Below are 18,841 nucleotides of genomic sequence, written 5' to 3'. Positions count from 1 at the left end.
AGTGCTCATAGTAAATTTCGGCTGATGGACGGTTTCCGTGGGCGTTGCCTCAGCCTCCTCGCTTAGAAAACATTTATATCTAGTTATTTAAAAATACATTAACTATTTCTTAAAGTTGTTGGAGACAGACAGATAAATATGTTTAACGAAAAAAGAGAGGCTGTTTGTGACAACTACCACAAACAGCCTCTACTCGGTAATAATATTGTAAAATGTCTGTCCAAACCTTAAGGGGTTCTGGAACCTTTCTTAAGGAAAATTATCCCAACGACCAAGACACAGCTTAGGAAAAGAGAAGCTGAGGTCAGGAGCAGTTGACTAAAGTTGTGTTGGATTGCTACCCCGACGAAAGTCCAGATAAACACAACTGACATAAGACGATCAAAATAATGATAGCGGAAGTGAAGAGCTATCGCTGTCGCAATGGTTAAGAAGATAACACCCCAAAGTGATTTTGTCATACCAAATCCACCGAATTCATAAAACGTGAGGAGATAAGATAGATTTATGAAGAAACTGATAAATGTCCATCCTAAAAGGAAGGAAATTGGTAATCGATTTTTTCGATTTATATCATCTAAAGGATAGGTTAAATATAATTTAAACAAGCAACTTAGTAAGACAGTGAGAATACCAAAAGCATAACCAAACAGTTCGTAATGCCAACTGAATATATACAAAATATATAACACAGATGATGCCCCGTATAATAGAATGCGTCTAGAAGGGATAGGATGAGAAGACTTGTAATCTTTCATCATATTCCAAATCCACCAAGCTAATGAGATGAAAATAACAATCCATATGTAAAACACATAATTTGCTGGAGTAAAAAAGACGGGAAGTCTATTGAAAATCTCGCCACTGGTTTGACCATTTATGGGAAGTAGAATAGATAGTAATTTAACGATTACAGTAGATATAAAAAATAATATTAAAAGGATTATTTTAAACATTCAGCTGCCTCCTTCTATTTAATAAGTATACCTTTGATATATACCAACAACAAATTAGAATTATGAATGTTATGTGACGAAATTGGGACAATCTGTATGAGGAAAACATGATATACTAGAAATCTAATATAATTGTCAATATAGGAGGAATATTTAGATGATTGAACAAACTTATCCGGTTGTATGGGATCTTGATCGCTTTTTTGAAGGGGGTAGTAGCTCTCCATCTTTAAGAAGCCATTTGGATGAAGTAAAAGGAAAGCTAAGCAGTTTTGACGCAAAACTCCAAGACTTTAACTCACCGACATCTATAGCAGATGTCTCCGTTATTGAGCAAACAATAGAACAATTAAAAGATATCGCAACAAATTTATCTGAAGCTGGAGCAGTAATAGGTTGCTTTATGGCACAGGATACAACTGATAAGCAGGCAGCATTATTAGAAGGGGAGATAGGGTCACTTTATGCTAGATTCTCTTCTCAAATGCTCACAATTCAACAAGTGTTAAGTAAAACAGAGGAATCTGTATGGGAAGGCCTACTTCAAACACCTGAGCTTTCTTCATTTGCATTTGTGTTGAATGAATGGAGAGAAGAAGCAAAAAGAATGCTTTCTGAAAAAGAGGAAGACATAATTACTAAACTTGAGGTAGATGGCTATCATTCATGGGGACAACTTTATGATTTACTTGTAGGTGATATTCGTATTAAACTTACAATAGATGGAGAAGTAAAAGAAATGTCAGTTGGACAGGTTAACAATCTGAGCTCCCATGAAGATGCAACGATTCGAAAAGAATCATTTGAAGCACTTGAGGCTGCTTGGACAGGTAAAGAGGAGTTCTTTGCAAAAACACTGAATCATATTGCTGGCTTCCGCCTTGCAGTTTATGAAAAAAGAGGATGGAATTCTGTTTTAGAAGAACCTCTTCATATTAATCGTATGAGTGAACAAACACTAGATGCAATGTGGGGAGCTATCTCTAAAAATAAAGCTCCATTCGTAGAATACTTAAACAAAAAATCGGCAATGCTAGGCGAAAAACAAATGCATTGGTACGACTTAGAAGCACCTGTAAGTACTTCTACAGAGAAAATGGATTATCAACAAGGTGCTGAGTTTATATTAAAACATTTTAAAGAATTTGGACCAAAGTTAGAGTCATTTTCAAGAAATGCGTTTGAAAAAGGTTGGATTGAAGCAGAGGATCGTCCAAACAAGCGTCCAGGAGGATTTTGTACAGGAATGCCTGTATCAGAGGAATCACGCATTTTCATGACGTATAGTGGGTCTATGTCCAATGTTTCTACGTTAGCTCATGAATTGGGTCATGCCTTCCATTCATATGCTTTAAGACCAGTACATTGGATGAACCGTCAATATGCTATGGGTGTTGCGGAAACTGCATCCACATTTGCTGAAATGATAGTTGCTGATGCTGCTGTAAAGGAAGCAACAACTGATGACGAAAAAATTGCTTTACTAGAAGACAAAATTCAACGTAGTGTAGCATTTTTTATGAATATCCATGCTAGGTTCTTATTTGAAACTAGATTCTATGAGGAACGTAAAAATGGAATAGTATCTGCTGCTCGTTTGAATGATTTAATGGTTGCAGCTCAACAGGAAGCATACGGGGATGCATTAGATACAACACATCCTCATTTCTGGGCATCTAAACTGCATTTCTATATAACGGGAGTACCATTCTATAACTTCCCATATACATTTGGTTACTTATTCTCTTTAAGTATCTATGCTAAAGCTATAAGTGAAGGTGCGAACTTTGAAGAGAAGTACATTGCATTATTGCAAGATACGGCAGTAATGTCGGTAGAAGACTTAGCGATGAAACATTTAAATGAAGACATTACTCAAGAAGCATTTTGGATAAAAGGAATTGATCTATGTATCCAAGATGTTAAAGAGTTTATTCAATTGACTAACGCAAAAGGGTGAAGGTGTTTGATTTATCTAGAAGGAGATACATGTTATTTACGAACATTAAATACGAAAGATGCACCAGCTCTAGCGGATCTGACTTATCGCAATAAGATGTATTGGTCTGTTTATGAACCGCTGCATCGGGATGATTATTATACTACTTCTGTCCAACGGGAGAAAATTCGGGAATCTCTTATGCTCTCAAAGGAAAAAAGAGAGTATAGCTTCGGGATTTTTGAACATCAGTCAGACAAAATGATTGGTAGTGTATCCTTATACAGTATTAAAAGAATGCCTTTTTCTAGTGGGCTTATCGGATATTCTATGGACGAATCCAATATTGGAAAAGGGATTGCTTCTGAAGCGGTTCACCTTGTGAAAATATTCGGATTTGAGCATGTCCAACTAAATCGTATTGAAGCATATGTATCTCCAAATAACCCTGGTTCTATTAAAGTATTAGAGAAAAATGGCTTCAACCAAGAGGGATTACTTCGAAAACTACTTTATATTAATGGTAAATGGCAGGATCATTTTATCTACGCATCCTTAACAGAAGAAGATATTTAACAAACTTAAAACCCACTTATTCATTTTTCATGAATAGGTGGGTTTTCTTTAGAATTCATTATTTTGTAAGTCTCCCTGTCGATTTCCTGGGAAATAGTTTATTTCTTGTCGATATTCCCATCAGTCACTAAATCTAGACGCCCGGTTTCCGGATCTATAATTAGACCATGAACAGGGATTTCCGGAAGCATAAGCGGGTGATTACGAATCATTTCAACACTATGTAAGACACTACTTTCTACGTTAGAAAAACCTTCCAACCATTTTTCTAAGTCCACGCCAGAATTTTTAAGCGTATCTAATACACGAGGATCTACCCCACGTGTAATCATTTTATCAATCATTTTATCGGTTTGTATAGCACTCATTCCACAATCGTGATGACCAATTACATATATCTCATCGGCCTGAAGCTCATAAACAGCTACCATAAGACTACGCATGATTCCACCAAATGGATGGTTGATAATTGCGCCAGCACTTTTAACGATTTTGACATCGCCATTTTTAAAATTCATGGATTTTGGAAGCATTTCTGTGAGTCTTGTATCCATACAAGTTAAAATAACAATTCGTTTGTTTGGAAACTTTGTAGTTAAAAAAGGTTCGTAAAGTTTACTTTCTACAAAATGATCATTGTAAGTTAGAATTTCTTGTAAGCTTGGCATCGTATTCCTCCTTTAGGTTATAATTATATTTTATAGGAAATGAAAGATAATTGCTTTATTTAATACTTAGTACTTCCTATTCAATTTAATAGTATACAAAAAAGCAAAATGTTGTTCATCTAAATGAACAGTATTTTGCTTTTTCATTAGGTATTTTTATATTTTAAGGTCTAGAAACCATTAAGTGAACTTTATTTTATTTCGCTAGTTTTTGTTTTCGGTCTGAGACAATATAGGATTTCCCTGTCCCAATAGCAACAGATTGTAATGGCTCCGGTGCGAGGTGAACTGGAACTTCAATGACCTGAGTTAACCATTCGGAAATACCTTTTAGTAGTGCTCCACCACCGGTTAGTATTACCCCGTGATCGACGATATCTCCAGCAAGTTCAGGCGGGCAAGTTTCCAACGTAGCGCGAATTGCTTCTAAAATTGTTTCCAGTGATTCTGTTAAAACTCCTTGAACTTGAGTAGACGATAGATAAATGGTCTTTGGTAATCCACTCACTACATCTCTCCCGGTAACTTGCATTTGTTCTACTGCATGGGGAACTAAAGCATGTCCAATAGTCATCTTAATAAGCTCAGCGGTAGGCTCGCCAATTATGACATTATATTCTTTTCGGACAAAGTGAATAATCGCTTCATCCATACGATCACCAGCAGCCTTTACTGTATTAGATGCGACAACACCACCGAAAGAAATAATACCCACTTCCGTAGTACCTCCACCAATATCCACAATCATACTTGCCACTGGTTCATCTACAGGCAGACCAGCACCGATTGCAGCTGCAACAGGTTCTTCCATTAACTGAACTTCCTTTGCTCCACTTTGTCTTACAGCATCTTGTATAGCTCTTCGTTCAACAGAGGTTGCACCAGATGGGGTACATACAACAACAGTTGGTTTTCTCAAAGAAGTGCCAAGTTTTTTTCCTGCTTTTTGCATAATAAGTTTTAATAATTGTGTTGTAATATCAAAATCGGCAATTACGCCATCTTTTAGAGGACGTATTACCTCAATAGAAGTGGGAGTCTTGCCCACCATTTTTTTTGCCTCTTCACCAAAAGCTACAATTTCACGAGTTTTAGTATTTACTGCTACTATGGTAGGTTCATCTATTAACAAGCCTTTGCTTTTTGTATAAACTAATGTATTTGCTGTACCTAAATCTATTCCAATATGTGAGTTTGAAAACATTTGTCTTCCTCCTATTCCAATCATACTAAATAAGTATAATAGATAAACAGAGGTTTGCCATTTGTCACATTATGGTATTTTACATATATTTCATCAGATTTTAGGTCAATAGAAATAGAGAGGGACATAAAAATAAACGAATAGTATTGGTTTGTCATCTCTTTGTAATAGTTTTGTAGTTAATTTGAGAACAAAAAGAGATAACATAACATATAAAAAAACAACCGTCAGCTTATTCGACGGTTGTTTTTGGTATTATTGAAAAGGTTTTGGATCTATCGTAGTAGAATCTTTTGAATTCATGCCTTTTCCGAAGAAATGTAAAATCGCATAACCAACGATTCCCATTACTACAGAAAATCCAAGTACTGTAGATATGAATAAAGCCATTATTAAACACCTCACTAGTCTTGTTTATTTGATTATAACCCAAATTCGAAAGAATAGTAACTAGTAAAATATTGAATTATAGTTAACAATTAAAATGCCCAGTTCCCATTACGGAATATTGGCTCTGTAGTCCCATCTTCTTTTATACCGTCAATATCCATTTTATCTGAACCAATCATGAAATCAACATGTGTAATACTTTCGTTTAATCCATTTTCTGCTAGTTCTTCACGACTCATTTTTTTGCCGCCTTCTAAACAGAAAGCATATGCACTTCCGATTGCTAGATGGTTAGATGCATTTTCATCAAAAAGAGTGTTGTAAAATAATAGATTTGAATTAGATATCGGTGAGTCATGTGGTACAAGTGCAACTTCGCCTAAATAATGAGACCCTTCGTCCGTTGCCACTAAGTTCTCCAGAACTTCTTGACCTTGTTCTGCCACCACTTTAACAATACGACCATTTTCAAAAGTAATAGTGAAATTATCAATAATATTTCCACCATAGCTTAATGGCTTCGTACTTGCTACATAACCATTAACGCCTGTTTTCATTGGGACAGAGAATACTTCTTCCGTAGGCATGTTAGCCATGAAAGAAAATCCTTTTTCGTTTGTGCTGCCAGCTCCACACCATAAATGACCCTTTGGTAATTCAATAGTTAAGTCCGTACCTGGAGCAGTATAATGAAGCTTTTGATAATTTTTTTCGTTTAGATAATCTACTTTCGTGTGTAAAAGGTTATCGTGGTCAATCCATGCTTGCGTTGGGTTAGCAACATCCGCACGAACCGCTTGGAAGATTGCTTCCCATAATGCTGGTACTTGTTCCTCTTCTGATAGCTCAGGGAATACCTTTTTAGCCCAAGCTGTAGATGGAGATGCAATTACTGACCAACTTATTTTATCGGATTGCACATATTGACGATACTTGCTCAAAGCTTGACCAGCAGCTTTTTGGAATGCTGAAATTTTAGAAGAATCCATGCCTTTTAATAGGTCGGGACTTTGGCTGACAACACTTATAAATGCTGCACCACCATCAGCTAATAGTTCTTTTTCTTGTGCTTTCCAAGATGGGAAGAAATCAAACGAATCCTCGGGTGCCAGTTCATATCGAAGACGAGTAATCTCATCGTCTGTTAAATCTACGAATACTTGTTTAGCTCCGGCTATGTATGCTTTTTTAGTAATTAATCGAACAAGTTGCACACTATCCGTTGAAGCGGCGATAAATAAATTTTGACCAGGCTGAATATTAACTCCTACTTCTACAACAAGAGAAGCATAATTTTCTAGTTTTGTGTTGAAAGATGTCATTTAGATACTTCCTTTCTATTATTATCTCCATAGTATCAGTATTGAACATGTATTATCAATATTCAAATTTGTCTATTAGTAAAAATTTGTTCATAATTAAGAAATTTAATTAAACATTCGGGTAAATTTTATTAATAATATATGATAATAGCCGAAATAAAGTAGAGAAATAGAATGTGGGGGAAGTTGAATGGATAAGTCTACAGTTTTTGGTTTAATAATAGGATTTGTATCGTTATTTGTTGGGATGATTATGAAAGGTGTTACCGTAGGTGCATTATTAAATCCTGCAGCAATCTTAATCATCATTTTCGGTACGATTGCAACAATAGTTATTGGATTCCCAATGAACGAATTAAAAAGAATACCGAAGATTTTTGGCGTTATATTTAAAGAAACAAAACTAGTACCAGATGTTGAAGTTATTAAAATGTTTTCCAGTTGGGCAGATTTAGCAAGACGAGAAGGATTATTAGCCCTTGAAAGTAAAACAACAGATGTAGAAGATCCATTTTTAAAAAATGGCCTTACATTAGCAATAGATGGACAAAATGCAGACTATATTCGAGATGTGTTAACAGAGGAAATTGACGCACTAGAGGAAAGACATTCTGGTGGTGCTCAAATTTTTACTCAAGCTGGTACATATGCTCCAACGCTTGGTGTACTTGGAGCAGTAGTAGGTTTAATAGCTGCTTTAAGTGATATGAGTGATATTGATAAACTAGCTCATGCTATTTCAGCAGCCTTTGTCGCAACTCTTTTAGGTATTTTCACTGGATATGTTTTATGGCATCCATTTGCAAATAAATTAAAACGTAAATCGAAACAAGAAGTTAGACAAAAGACAATGATGCTAGAAGGGATACTTTCTGTATTAGAAGGAGATGCTCCGCGAGTTATTGAACAAAAACTAGCTTCCTACTTATCTATGTCTGAGCGTAAAAAAGTTTTAGATGAAAGCGGGGAGGCTGGCCTTGGCAAAGAAGCATAAAAAACATAAGCATGAAGAGGAAGTAAGTGAAGCATGGCTTCTTCCATACTCGGATGTTTTAACCTTATTATTAGCATTATTTATCGTGTTATTTGCTACTAGTTCAGTAGATCAGCAAAAACTGGAACAAATGTCTCAAGCGTTTAATCAAGTTCTTAATGGTGGGACTGGTATTTTTGAACAACCGTCTCCGGTGGAAATGCCTGATACTCCTAATGATTCAGGCAAGGGAGAAGACGGAGAGAGTACGGCTTATTTGGAAGATCAGCAAGCACTGTCCGAAATTCAAGATAGTGTCGATGAATATATAGCAGTAAACGCACTTGAAAAACAATTTATTACGAAACTTACGGATGAAGGATTACTTGTAACTATAAGAGATAGTATCTTATTCGATACCGGGGAAGCCGAAGTAAAAGGGGAATATCGTCAAATTGCAGAAGATATTTCTGATTTATTAGTGTTTGATCCACCAAGAAATGTAGTTATTACTGGTCATACAGACAATATTCCGATCTCTAGTAGTGAGTATTCTTCTAACTGGGAGCTGAGTGTAATGCGTTCAGTAAACTTCCTAAAAATATTAGCAGGCAACAATACGATAGATCCTCTATATTTTAGTGCGAAGGGTTACGGTGAATTTAAACCTGTAGCTGCAAATGATACTCCAGCAAATAGAGCAAAAAATAGAAGAGTTGAAGTACTCATTCAACCACGTGTTTTAGAAGATGGTACATTAAACGATAAACCTGAGTAACTAGAGAAACTGACAACTATATTAATGGTTGTCAGTTTTTATTTGACTTATTAAAACAAAAGTTTATAATTAAAACATAAGTTTAAAAAGGTGAGGAGGTGGAAAGTAAATGAATTCAAAAGAAACAAGTATTTTAAAGTACTTGCGAGAAAACCCGTATGCTTCTCAAATGGAAATAGCAAATGAATTAAAAATGTCTCGACCAGCCGTTGCGAATATAATCTCCCAATTAATCAAAAATGGGAATATTACAGGAAGAGCGTATATATTACCTGAGAATAAAGAAATTATTTGCATAGGCGGGGCAAATGTAGATAGAAAATATACATTGAATAATAAACTCCAAATGGGTACATCCAATCCTACATCCAGCATACAAAGTGTAGGAGGGGTTGCAAGGAATATTGCAGAAAACTTAGGTAGACTAGGACAATCTGTACGCTTGTTATCTGTTGTAGGAACCGATATGGAATACGAAGCGATTGAAAAAGCCTCTAGTCATTGGATGAATTTATTTTCAGTCGAAAAGTTACCAAATTACACAACTGGAACATATTCCGCAGTGTTAGATTCGACTGGAGAAATGCTCCTTGCTTTAGCTAATATGGATATTTATGAACAGTTAACTGTGGATTATTTAAAGAAACACGAAGCTCATTTGACCAATGCACAGCTAATCATTATAGACATGAACTGCTCGAAAGAAGTAATAGAATATATCCGAACTGTCTCTATTGGACATAATATACCGCTTGCTTTAATACCTGTATCTTCCCCGAAAATGGATAGAATGCCTGAATCCTTAGAGGGGATTGAGTGGTTAATCACCAATAAAGATGAGGCAGAAACGTATTTAGGTGTGAGCATTAACGATAAGGAGTCTTGGGAAAAGGCCACAAGACTATTTGTGCAAAAAGGTATTTCTCATGTAGCTATAACTTGGGGGAGCCAGGGCATCATGTATGCAGGTAGTGATATGGAAACGTCGCATTTTCTAGCAATACTAGTGGAGAATGTAATTGATGTAACAGGAGCAGGAGATGCATTTGTATCCGCAACTTTATATGCATGGTTAAATGGTGATGTTATTTCAACTGCAATACAAACAGGTATGTTAAATGCCAGTAATACAATTCGTTCAAGCGAAACGGTAAGAACAGAACTTTCCAGAAATAATTTAACTAATGAGATGGAGGAATTTATAAAATGAAACAATATATCACTTATTCAGAAGAAGTAGCAAAAGGTATGCAAGAAGGAAAGGCTATAGTAGCCCTAGAGTCGACGATTATCTCACACGGTATGCCATACCCTCAGAATGTAGAAACAGCTAGAAAAGTAGAGCAAATTGTACGTGACAATGGTGCTGTTCCAGCGACTATTGCTATCATGGACGGGAAGATTAAAATCGGTTTATCTGATGAAGAATTAGAGACACTAGGAACAAGCAAAAATGCAAGAAAAACTTCTAGACGAGATCTTGCATACGTTGTATCTTCAAAAGAAATTGGTGCAACTACAGTAGCAACGACAATGATTTGTGCAGAAATGGCCGGCATTAAGCTATTTGTTACAGGTGGAATTGGCGGGGTGCATAGAGGCGCAGAAACGACGATGGATATCTCGGCTGATTTAGAAGAACTAGCAAATACAAACGTTGCAGTAGTTTGTGCAGGAGCAAAATCTATTCTAGATATCGGTTTAACTCTAGAGTACTTAGAAACAAAAGGTGTTCCAGTTGTAGGCTACAAAACTGACTCATTCCCAGCATTTTATACAACGACAAGTGAATTCAATGCGGATTTCCGTTTAAACAGCGAAAAAGAAGTAGCAGAAATGTTAAAAGCTAAATGGGATCTTAAGTTAGATGGAGGAGCAGTAATTGCAAACCCTATCCCAACAGAACATTCTTTAGAAGACTCTTATATTAACTCGATTATCCAAACTGCTTTACAGGAAGCTGAAGCAAATGGCATCAAAGGAAAAGACGTAACTCCATTCATGCTAGGTAAAGTAAAAGAGCTAACAGAAGGTAAATCTTTAGAGGCTAACATCGAACTAGTTTATAATAATGCTCGAGTTGGATCTAAAATTGCAGTTGAGTTAAATAATCTATAATCATAAGGGCTATCTATTGTCGGAAGAAGACAATAGATAGCCCTTTTTTACAAGATAAGAAAGTATATAAAAATACAGTATGAACACTTGATTTGCAGAGTATTTAAGAATGAATAATACTACTGATTTACGTTACATGTGGAGAACAAAGGCGAGGCCGCAGAAAGCGTCCGCTCGGAGTAGAAATCAATGGCATATCTCCGTATTTGTTTTAAAAGGACCGGGCGTATTTTGCTCGGTTTTTCTTATGGGAAACATTTGAAATATAAATGGATAAATTATTCTTTCCGAAAGTAAATCTCCATCAAGAGCAAGTAAATGGCTATCTAGTGGTAATATGCCTTAATTCTTCCTTGATCTCTTAAATGGAATAAAATAAAAAAGTTGACCATGAACGAATTCATGGTCAACCATTATCATATGATTATTTACGTAAGTTTCCTAGTTCAGATGCGATTGCTTGCATTTCACTTGGACTAAAAGTATCTCGTTTTTTTACCATTTCATATAAGTAAACAAGATCTTCATATTGTGTTGCATTAAAGTCTTCTGCTCTCATTGCGTCTACATTGACCATACGAAGCTTCTCTTTAATTGTTTCAATCATATACGTTACATTTTCCGCTGAGGGTTGTGATAGATCCATTCTTAGTAACCTGCCTTTCATACATTAGAATTATCATTTCACGCTACGCCTACAATGTCAAACACTAAATAGATTTTGATGCCTCTTTTTCTTCTTTTAATTTCTCCTGGATTTTCTTCGTTTCATAAATAATTACTCCAGACAGTCCTAGAAGACCTATTAAGTTAGGAATTGCCATTAATGCATTGGTAATATCAGAGAACGTCCAGATTAAATCTAGAGAAATAACTGACCCAACAAATACCATCAAAACAAAAGCAATACGATATACAATTAGAAGAGAAGGATTTTTAAATAAATATTGGAAACATTTCTCGCCATAATACGCCCATCCGATAATGGTAGAAGAAGCAAAGAATATCAATCCAATTGCCACTACTATTGGTCCGAGGTCACCTAAGAAGTGGCCGAATGCTCCGGTTGTAATTTCATTTGCAGCTAAGCTTTTATCCGTATATATACCAGACATAACAATTGTAATACCAGTAATGGAACAAATGATAAATGTATCAAAGAACACCTGTGTCATGGAGATAAGTCCTTGTCTACCTGCAAGATCTGTTTTTGCAGCAGCAGCCGCAATAGGAGCAGATCCTAAACCAGCCTCATTGGAGAAAACTCCACGAGCAATCCCGTAACGAATAGCTGCACCGATTGCTCCACCAGCAGCGGCTTCACCAGAGAACGCCATTTTGAAAATCGTAGCAAAAGCTTCAGGTATTGCAGTAACATTCATAACCATGACTATTAATCCAGCAGCTACATAGAATATAGCCATTACAGGAACAAAAATTGCCGTAACCTTACCGATAGATTTAATACCACCTAAAATAACTAAAGCAGCAAATACAGTTAGTACAATTCCTGTTATCCAATTATCAATACCAAACGTAGCATTAACTACTCCAGCAACGGAATTCGATTGAGTACCGTTCCCAATACCGAATGCCGCAATTGCTCCAAAAATTGCGAATAAAACAGCTAGCCACTTTTGTTTTAAGCCATGCTCTAAATAGTACATAGGTCCGCCGGCCATTTCGCCATTCGCATCTTTTACTCGATACTTAACTGCTAGTACGGCCTCTCCATATTTTGTTGCCATCCCGAAGAATGCGGAAACCCACATCCAAAATACTGCACCTGGTCCACCTAGAACTATAGCAGTGGCAACCCCAACAATATTACCAGTTCCCACTGTTGCAGCCAGTGCAGTCGTAAGAGCTTGAAACTGTGAAATATCTCCTTCTGCCGACTTATCATGGTTTTTGGAGAAAACTTGCTTTAAAGCAGCAGGTAACAAGCGTAATTGTAAAATTCCTAAACGCACTGTCAAATAAATACCTGTACCTACTATTAATACAAGAAGTGGGATACCCCATAAAAAAGTTGAAACGGAACCTAAAAACTCATTTAATTTTTCCATCGACAAGAACCTCCACATTTTTTAAAATGAAATCTATCATCCTTTCAAATTATTTCTCCTTGTTACAATATTCGTAAAATTATGAGTTCTAGTCAAGGATATTTTTTAAATATATAAAATTATTGTTTGATTCTTTTTTACTGAGGGTATAATTAAATCATCTATATAGTTAAACTTGGAGGTAATTCGGATGAGTGAAAATAAATTTGTAAAAGGCATTTTATATGGAGCAGTTGTGGGGGGAGCAATCACCCTACTAGATAGAAAAACTAGAGATTCAGTTATGAACAAAACAAGATACGTACGAAATGAAATTAAATATTACAGCAAAAATAGAGAAGAGTTAAAAAACAATATTGAACAGCAAATAACAAAGTGGAAATCTGTCTATGATCAATTTTCATCGGATGCTATGTATTTAACAGAAAAAGTGAACGAGGCTAAAGAAATAACGCCTCAGGTTAAAACTTTATTTACAGATACAAAAGATGCATTTTCCCAATCAAAAGAAGAATACAAATCAATTGTAGTTCCTGAACAAGAAGAAAAAAGTATTTTTGAACCAAAAAAGTAATGGCCATAACGAAAGGAGAGGATGAAGTGAAAGAATTTCATAAGACTGAAGAACATGCGAACCCTTCATCCTCAAATAGTAGTTGGTACGAGAAGTTAAAATTTCTTAATATAAAGAAGAAGGAAAAGCAAGACGTGCACCATGATCTTACAACATGGTCGGGATACATAAAGCATTTAATACAACATATTCAAAAAACAGATATTGCTGGATTAGCAGCTCAGTTAGCCTACTTCTTTCTATTATCTTTATTTCCCTTACTAATTTTCATAGTTACTTTGTTGCCGTACTTAAATATAGACGAGGCGCAAGTCTTCCGTCTATTAGAGAACATCGCGCCACAGGAAGTATATATTCTTATTAGTGATACGTTATCTGAAGTTCTTACAAATAGAAATGGTGGGCTATTATCCATCGGGATCATTGGTACGATATGGTCTGCTTCTAATGGAGTGAATGCAATAGTTAAGTCGTTAAATCTTTCATATAGATTGGAAGAAACAAGACCCTTTATAATTGTTCGACTATTATCTATCGTGTTTACGTTATTAATGATTATGTTGTTTGTAGTAGCACTAGTATTACCAGTCTTTGGTCAGCAAATCGGAACAATTCTCTTCTCATACTTTGGGTTTGAAGAAAGTTTTGTAACGCTTTGGAATAATTTAAGGTGGACGATTAGTCCATTAATCATGTTTATCGTTTTAATCGCATTATATTGGATTGTCCCGAATACAAAACTATTCTTAAGAAGTGTATTACCAGGAGCTGCTTTTGCAGCGATTGGTTGGCTTCTAGTATCATTAGGATTCTCTTTCTATGTTAGTAATTTCTCTAACTATTCGTCCACCTATGGAAGTATCGGGGGAATCATCGTATTAATGTTATGGTTATATATATCAGGGAATATTTTATTGGTTGGCGGTCAAATAAATGCAGTTATGCAGGAACGTAAAATAGCATTAGAAAAAAAAGAAACAGAAGGACACGTTTAAACGTGGTCTTCTGTTTCTTTTTAAGTTCTCCTATATATTTCGATTCAACATACGTAATCCATTTAATATAACTAATATGGTACTGCCTTCATGACCAATAACTCCTAATGGAAGATCTACTACTTGAAGGAAATTAGAGACAATGAGTAGGGCGATTACCGTTACGGAAAATACGATATTTTGCTTAACGATACGTCGCATTTTACGTGACATCTTCACTGCGTACGCAATTTTAGATAAATCATTTTTCATTAGTATAATGTCAGCGGTTTCTAGTGCCACATCTGTACCTTCTCCCATGGCAAATCCAGTAGTTGCTGTTGCAAGTGCTGGAGCATCATTTATACCATCTCCAACCATCCCAACAAACTTATGTTGCTGTAGTAATTCTTTCATATGCTTCACTTTAGTTTCTGGTAAACACTCTGCAATATATTGGTCAATACCAGCCTCTTTTGCGATGACACTTGCAGTCTTTTCATTGTCCCCTGTAAGCATTACCGTTTTAATACCAAGGGATTGAAGTTGTTTAATCGCAGCCTTTGCTTCTTCACGGACCGTATCTTTTAATGCAGCGACTGCAGCTATTCCTTTTTCATCTCGCATAAAGATAACTGTTTTTCCTTCTTCAGCAAGTGTAATAGCGATACCATTTTGAAAGGCAAAGGCATCTTTCCTATTAACAAAGTCCGGTTTTCCAACTAGTATTGTCTCTCCATCGATAGTAGCTTGTATTCCAAATCCCGGTTTGTCTTCAATAGGAATAAGGGGTAAATTTCCTACACCTTCAGATTTTGCAAAGGCTGTAATTGCCTGAGCTAGTGGATGATTGGATTGACCTTCAATAGTTGCAAGTTTTGTTAACGTAGCTATTCTATCTAAATCTGGTCTAACTAAATAATCTGTTACAACGGGTTTCCCGGTTGTTAATGTGCCAGTTTTGTCTAATGCGATTGCTTTCATCTCACTGATGTTTTCTAAATGTACTCCACCCTTGAATAATATCCCCATTTTAGCACCGTTCGAAATTGCTGCTAAAGTGGCTGGCATGATCGAAGCGACCAGAGCACAAGGAGATGCCACTACCAATAAAACCATTGCGCGATAGAATGTGGTGTTCCAGTCCCAATCAAGTAGGTAGTGGGGAAGGAACAGCATAAATGCTACTGAAATTAGAACCACTTTCACATACGTACTTTCAAAGCGTTCGATAAACTGTTGAGCAGGAGACTTTTCATCCTGAGCTGTTTGCACAAGATTAATAATTTTTTGGAATAGCGAGTCCTTGTTATCCTTCGTCATTTCCATCGTAATAGCACCGCTCATATTAACAGTTCCTGCGAAAAGTTCATCATTTAATTGTTTAGTTACAGGGATTGACTCGCCACTTATAGCAGACTCGTCAACCACAGTAGTTCCGCTTAGTATTTTACCATCTGCAGGAATTCGTTCACCTGGCTTTACAATTAAGTGATTGCCTACTAAAAGTTCACTTACTGCAACGCGAGAGCTAGTGCCATCATTATTTAAACGCAACGCTTCATCGGGTTGGAGCTCCATAAGAGAGGAAATTTCCTTTTTGCTTTTATTCATCGTGTACGTTTCAAGGGCACCACTTACAGCGAATATAAATATTAGAATGGCACCTTCCGTCCAATAACCAATGATGGATGAGCCTATTGCTGCAAGTATCATCAGTAATTCTACATTTAGTTCTTTTTCTTTAAATGTTTCTATTAAACCTTCTTTGGCTTTTGCATATCCACCTATTATAAATGCAAGTAAGTAGAAAATAATTGATGCAGTTTCTTGCTCGGTGTTTCCTAACAGCCAAGCTATGAGGATTAGTATCCCAGAGAAAAGTGCTGCGATCAATTCAATATGAGACTTTAAGGTTTCAAGAAATAATGGGGTAGATTTACTCTCAGTTATTGTTGTCATATAAAAACCTCCTTGATAATGATTTTCAATATTAATAGTCCTTATAAATGAAGAAAATGGACTTCCAATAGGAAATCCACTTTGTATTTATTACTAATTTATAATTATTATAATCTAGAGGTTTTTATAAGTCAACTGTTTACATTAACTGAATACTTTTTCTTTATAAGCTGACAGTTTTTCAAGTGAAGATTTTTCTACATCAGCATGTAAGCTGTTACCATGGGAATCCATTGTTACTACAGCTGTGAATTTTTCGACACGAAGATGCCACATAGCTTCAGGAATACCGAATTCCATCAAGTCCACACCTTCTACGCCTTTAATACAATCTGCATAATACTGAGCAGCTCCACCGATTGCATTTAAGTAAACTCCACCATGTTCAGAAAGAGCAGCAAGTGTTTTGGGACCCATTCCACCTTTACCGATTACTGCACGAATGCCAAATTTCTTCATAATATCGCCTTGGTAAGGTTCTTCACGGATAGATGTAGTTGGACCTGCAGCACGTACATGCCAGTCACCTGCGTCATCTTTTTGCATGACAGGACCACAGTGATAAATAATTTGCCCATTTAAGTCAACTGGTGCATCATGGCTCATCAAGTGGTGATGTATTGCGTCACGGCCAGTATACATACGACCACTGATTGAAACAACATCTCCGACCTGTAGTGCACGAATTTGTTCCTCTGTGATAGGAGCTTGTAATTCTACTACTTTTTGAGGAGCTTCTTCGGAAGATTGGTCTTTGAACTCAATTTTCTCTCCATCTTGGTAGTGCCATTCGATAATTTCACCTGTAGTGGAGTTTATATTAATCGCCATACGACGGTAAGCCCAACAATTATAAGCAACAGACACATAGAAACTTGCAGGAATACGGTGCATTACTCCAATTTTACAGCCAAGTAATGTAGCTTCTCCACCGAAGCCCATTGTACCAATGCCTAGTGTGTTAGCTTTTTCAACTATATATTGCTCTAATTTTGCTAGGTCAGGATTTGGGTTTGTATCTTCTACATGACGGAATAATTGTTCTTTTGCTAAATCATATCCAGAAGATCGATCCCCACCGATTCCTACTCCGATAAAGCCAGCTGAACAGCCTTGTCCTTGTGCTTGATAGACAGAATGTAAAATACATTTGCGAATTCCGTCTAAGTCACGACCAGCACGACCTAATCCTTCTAACTCAGTAGGCAGGCTATATTGAATATTTTTGTTTTCACAGCCGCCACCTTTTAAAATAAGCTTCATCTCAATGTAGTCGTTTTCCCATTGCTCAAACTTAACGACAGGAAGACCATCACCTAAGTTATCCCCACTGTTAGTACCAGTTAAAGAGTCAACAGCATTCGGACGAAGCTTTGCATCTTTAGTAGCTGACGCTATTGCACGCTTAATCGCTGCTTTAATTTCTAATTGGTTCACGCCAATAGGTGTTTTAATCTTGAAAGTTGGTAAACCCGTATCTTGGCAAATAGGAGAAACATTATCATCTGCCATTTGAATATTATTTGTGATCGTATCTAAACTCATCGCAGCTCGAGTACCAGCATTTTCAGCAGCTTTTGCCTTTTTTATCGCACGTCGAACATCCTTAGGTAAATTTGTAGAAGTTTCGGTAATTAAATCATAAATACTTATTTCTAATTGCTCCAATTGCATGAGGTGAACGCTCCTTTTATATGTAAATAGGTAACAAACATTACAAGTATACTATTTTATGGAGATGAAAAAAAGAGTAGCTGAGGGAATAAATACTTGGAATGGCGTAAGTGCGGGGACAGTAGCTTCAGGGGAAAATGTCTCATACTAGTAGAGGCTTAGGAGAGAGGTGTATCCGTCGGGAATCACCCGAGTGTCCAAGTAGAGTGGTCATCCGCCTGAGAGAAGGAGCCATACGCCCGAGAACCACGGCTATCCGCCCACGAAATGCCCAGTGCCCAAGAGAACAGCTTATCCGCCCGAGCGAAGTAGGTATGCGCTCGGGAATCACTGCTATCCGCCCACGAAACGCCCGAGCGCTCAAGAGAACAGCTTATCCGTCCGAGAACTACAACCATCCAACTGCGAAAAAAAAGTTCGGAATGATTTCATTCCGAACTTCTTAATTATTCCTTTGTGTTTTTAAACTGTTCAACTTTTAACTCAAGGTCGTCCATCATTTGAATCAGGCGGTCTATATCTTCAAGTTCAGTTGTTTCAGGTTCGATTGTGTCCAAAACTTCTAGAAACATTTGAAGTCGATCTTTTAAATAAGATACTTGTTGTTCTGGATTTGAAATTTGTTTACCCACAGAATAACACCTCACTTTAGTATAGGATATAG

At 36.6% G+C, this 18,841-nt stretch carries 18 protein-coding genes; 8 read left to right on the top strand and 10 right to left on the bottom strand.

The genetic code is table 11. The annotated features are described in order from the left end of the window. Positions 1–227 precede the first annotated feature (227 nt). Positions 228–956: a tryptophan-rich sensory protein gene (locus MHI47_RS15490; RefSeq protein ID WP_340831405.1), complete on the bottom strand. Its 729-nt coding sequence runs from the start codon at positions 954–956 to the stop codon at positions 228–230. A gap of 157 nt (positions 957–1,113) precedes the next feature. Between MHI47_RS15490 and MHI47_RS15485 the strand changes: the two genes are divergently transcribed. Continuing rightward, entirely contained in the window at positions 1,114–2,916 is a 1,803-nt protein-coding gene (locus MHI47_RS15485; protein ID WP_340831403.1) for a M3 family oligoendopeptidase, read from the top strand. 6 nt (positions 2,917–2,922) lie between these two features. Beyond that, positions 2,923–3,471, top strand: coding sequence for a GNAT family N-acetyltransferase (locus MHI47_RS15480; protein ID WP_340770072.1), 549 nt, complete (start codon positions 2,923–2,925; stop codon positions 3,469–3,471). Between the two features lie 98 nt (positions 3,472–3,569). Here the strand turns inward: MHI47_RS15480 and MHI47_RS15475 are convergent, their stop codons facing one another. From MHI47_RS15475 to MHI47_RS15460, 4 genes are all read right to left on the bottom strand, one after another. Further along, entirely contained in the window at positions 3,570–4,139 is a 570-nt protein-coding gene (locus MHI47_RS15475; RefSeq protein WP_093538146.1) for a beta-class carbonic anhydrase, read from the bottom strand. Between the two features lie 196 nt (positions 4,140–4,335). Then, a complete protein-coding gene (gene mreBH / locus MHI47_RS15470; RefSeq protein ID WP_093538147.1) occupies positions 4,336–5,343 on the bottom strand; it encodes a rod-share determining protein MreBH in 1,008 nt (335 codons plus the stop codon). A 255-nt stretch (positions 5,344–5,598) separates the two neighbouring features. Then, positions 5,599–5,733 (bottom strand): hypothetical protein, encoded by a 135-nt coding sequence (locus MHI47_RS15465; RefSeq protein ID WP_281249761.1) that lies wholly within the window; start codon positions 5,731–5,733, stop codon positions 5,599–5,601. An 89-nt stretch (positions 5,734–5,822) separates the two neighbouring features. Then, positions 5,823–7,055, bottom strand: coding sequence for an aminopeptidase (locus MHI47_RS15460; protein ID WP_340770070.1), 1,233 nt, complete (start codon positions 7,053–7,055; stop codon positions 5,823–5,825). Between the two features lie 190 nt (positions 7,056–7,245). On the opposite strand from MHI47_RS15460, the gene motA reads away from it, so the two are divergent. The 4 genes from motA to MHI47_RS15440 all read left to right on the top strand — a co-directional run bounded on the left by motA (position 7,246) and on the right by MHI47_RS15440 (position 10,924). Next, complete coding sequence (gene motA / locus MHI47_RS15455; RefSeq protein WP_093538149.1) at positions 7,246–8,049, top strand: flagellar motor stator protein MotA; 804 nt, start codon at positions 7,246–7,248, stop codon at positions 8,047–8,049. After that, positions 8,033–8,806 carry a flagellar motor protein MotB gene (motB, locus tag MHI47_RS15450; RefSeq protein ID WP_093538150.1) on the top strand — a complete coding sequence of 258 codons (774 nt, stop codon included), beginning with the start codon at positions 8,033–8,035 and terminating at the stop codon, positions 8,804–8,806. The genes motA and motB overlap by 17 nt, the downstream gene beginning before the upstream one ends. 109 nt (positions 8,807–8,915) lie before the next feature. Further along, on the top strand, positions 8,916–10,016 hold the full coding sequence (locus MHI47_RS15445; protein ID WP_340831402.1) for a carbohydrate kinase: 1,101 nt from the start codon (positions 8,916–8,918) through the stop codon (positions 10,014–10,016). Beyond that, positions 10,013–10,924, top strand: a complete 912-nt coding sequence (locus tag MHI47_RS15440; protein WP_093538151.1) for a pseudouridine-5'-phosphate glycosidase — start codon at positions 10,013–10,015, stop codon at positions 10,922–10,924. Before MHI47_RS15445 ends, MHI47_RS15440 begins: the two co-directional genes overlap by 4 nt. A 424-nt stretch (positions 10,925–11,348) precedes the next feature. Here MHI47_RS15440 and MHI47_RS15435 read toward each other — a convergent pair whose 3' ends face one another. Then, positions 11,349–11,570 (bottom strand): DUF1128 domain-containing protein, encoded by a 222-nt coding sequence (locus MHI47_RS15435; protein ID WP_093538152.1) that lies wholly within the window; start codon positions 11,568–11,570, stop codon positions 11,349–11,351. Positions 11,571–11,634: 64 nt separating this feature from the next. After that, the gene (locus MHI47_RS15430) at positions 11,635–12,993 is read right to left on the bottom strand and encodes an alanine/glycine:cation symporter family protein (RefSeq protein ID WP_340770061.1); all 1,359 of its coding nucleotides are present in this window, start codon (positions 12,991–12,993) and stop codon (positions 11,635–11,637) included. 190 nt (positions 12,994–13,183) lie between these two features. Between MHI47_RS15430 and MHI47_RS15425 the strand changes: the two genes are divergently transcribed. Together MHI47_RS15425 and MHI47_RS15420 are read left to right on the top strand one after the other, a co-directional pair. Next, complete coding sequence (locus tag MHI47_RS15425; protein ID WP_093538154.1) at positions 13,184–13,567, top strand: hypothetical protein; 384 nt, start codon at positions 13,184–13,186, stop codon at positions 13,565–13,567. Positions 13,568–13,593: 26 nt separating this feature from the next. Further along, positions 13,594–14,562 (top strand): YihY/virulence factor BrkB family protein, encoded by a 969-nt coding sequence (locus MHI47_RS15420; RefSeq protein ID WP_245762745.1) that lies wholly within the window; start codon positions 13,594–13,596, stop codon positions 14,560–14,562. Between the two features lie 30 nt (positions 14,563–14,592). Here MHI47_RS15420 and MHI47_RS15415 read toward each other — a convergent pair whose 3' ends face one another. From MHI47_RS15415 to MHI47_RS15405, 3 genes are all read right to left on the bottom strand, one after another. After that, positions 14,593–16,503 carry a heavy metal translocating P-type ATPase gene (locus MHI47_RS15415; RefSeq protein WP_340831400.1) on the bottom strand — a complete coding sequence of 637 codons (1,911 nt, stop codon included), beginning with the start codon at positions 16,501–16,503 and terminating at the stop codon, positions 14,593–14,595. A gap of 144 nt (positions 16,504–16,647) precedes the next feature. Beyond that, positions 16,648–18,177, bottom strand: coding sequence for a fumarate hydratase (locus tag MHI47_RS15410; RefSeq protein WP_340831399.1), 1,530 nt, complete (start codon positions 18,175–18,177; stop codon positions 16,648–16,650). 446 nt (positions 18,178–18,623) lie between these two features. Then, on the bottom strand, positions 18,624–18,809 hold the full coding sequence (locus tag MHI47_RS15405) for an SE1561 family protein (RefSeq protein WP_093538158.1): 186 nt from the start codon (positions 18,807–18,809) through the stop codon (positions 18,624–18,626). Positions 18,810–18,841 lie beyond the last annotated feature (32 nt).

It is taken from the genome of Psychrobacillus sp. FSL H8-0487 (assembly GCF_038008385.1).
GTDB classification, from domain to species: domain Bacteria; phylum Bacillota; class Bacilli; order Bacillales_A; family Planococcaceae; genus Psychrobacillus; species Psychrobacillus psychrotolerans.
This window is presented reverse-complemented; position numbering and strand designations above follow the sequence as displayed.

Bases quoted from the DNA above. Each gene is read 5' to 3' on its own strand.
- MHI47_RS15485 (WP_340831403.1), top strand. From the start codon at position 1,114: ATGATTGAACAAACTTATCCGGTTGTATGGGATCTTGATCGCTTTTTT.
- MHI47_RS15465 (WP_281249761.1), bottom strand. From the start codon at position 5,733: ATGGCTTTATTCATATCTACAGTACTTGGATTTTCTGTAGTAATGGGA.
- MHI47_RS15430 (WP_340770061.1), bottom strand. From the start codon at position 12,993: ATGGAAAAATTAAATGAGTTTTTAGGTTCCGTTTCAACTTTTTTATGG.
- MHI47_RS15435 (WP_093538152.1), bottom strand. From the start codon at position 11,570: ATGGATCTATCACAACCCTCAGCGGAAAATGTAACGTATATGATTGAA.
- MHI47_RS15415 (WP_340831400.1), bottom strand. From the start codon at position 16,503: ATGACAACAATAACTGAGAGTAAATCTACCCCATTATTTCTTGAAACC.
- MHI47_RS15475 (WP_093538146.1), bottom strand. From the start codon at position 4,139: ATGCCAAGCTTACAAGAAATTCTAACTTACAATGATCATTTTGTAGAA.
- mreBH (WP_093538147.1), bottom strand. From the start codon at position 5,343: ATGTTTTCAAACTCACATATTGGAATAGATTTAGGTACAGCAAATACA.
- MHI47_RS15440 (WP_093538151.1), top strand. From the start codon at position 10,013: ATGAAACAATATATCACTTATTCAGAAGAAGTAGCAAAAGGTATGCAA.
- MHI47_RS15460 (WP_340770070.1), bottom strand. From the start codon at position 7,055: ATGACATCTTTCAACACAAAACTAGAAAATTATGCTTCTCTTGTTGTA.
- motA (WP_093538149.1), top strand. From the start codon at position 7,246: ATGGATAAGTCTACAGTTTTTGGTTTAATAATAGGATTTGTATCGTTA.
- MHI47_RS15410 (WP_340831399.1), bottom strand. From the start codon at position 18,177: ATGCAATTGGAGCAATTAGAAATAAGTATTTATGATTTAATTACCGAA.
- MHI47_RS15445 (WP_340831402.1), top strand. From the start codon at position 8,916: ATGAATTCAAAAGAAACAAGTATTTTAAAGTACTTGCGAGAAAACCCG.
- MHI47_RS15490 (WP_340831405.1), bottom strand. From the start codon at position 956: ATGTTTAAAATAATCCTTTTAATATTATTTTTTATATCTACTGTAATC.
- MHI47_RS15425 (WP_093538154.1), top strand. From the start codon at position 13,184: ATGAGTGAAAATAAATTTGTAAAAGGCATTTTATATGGAGCAGTTGTG.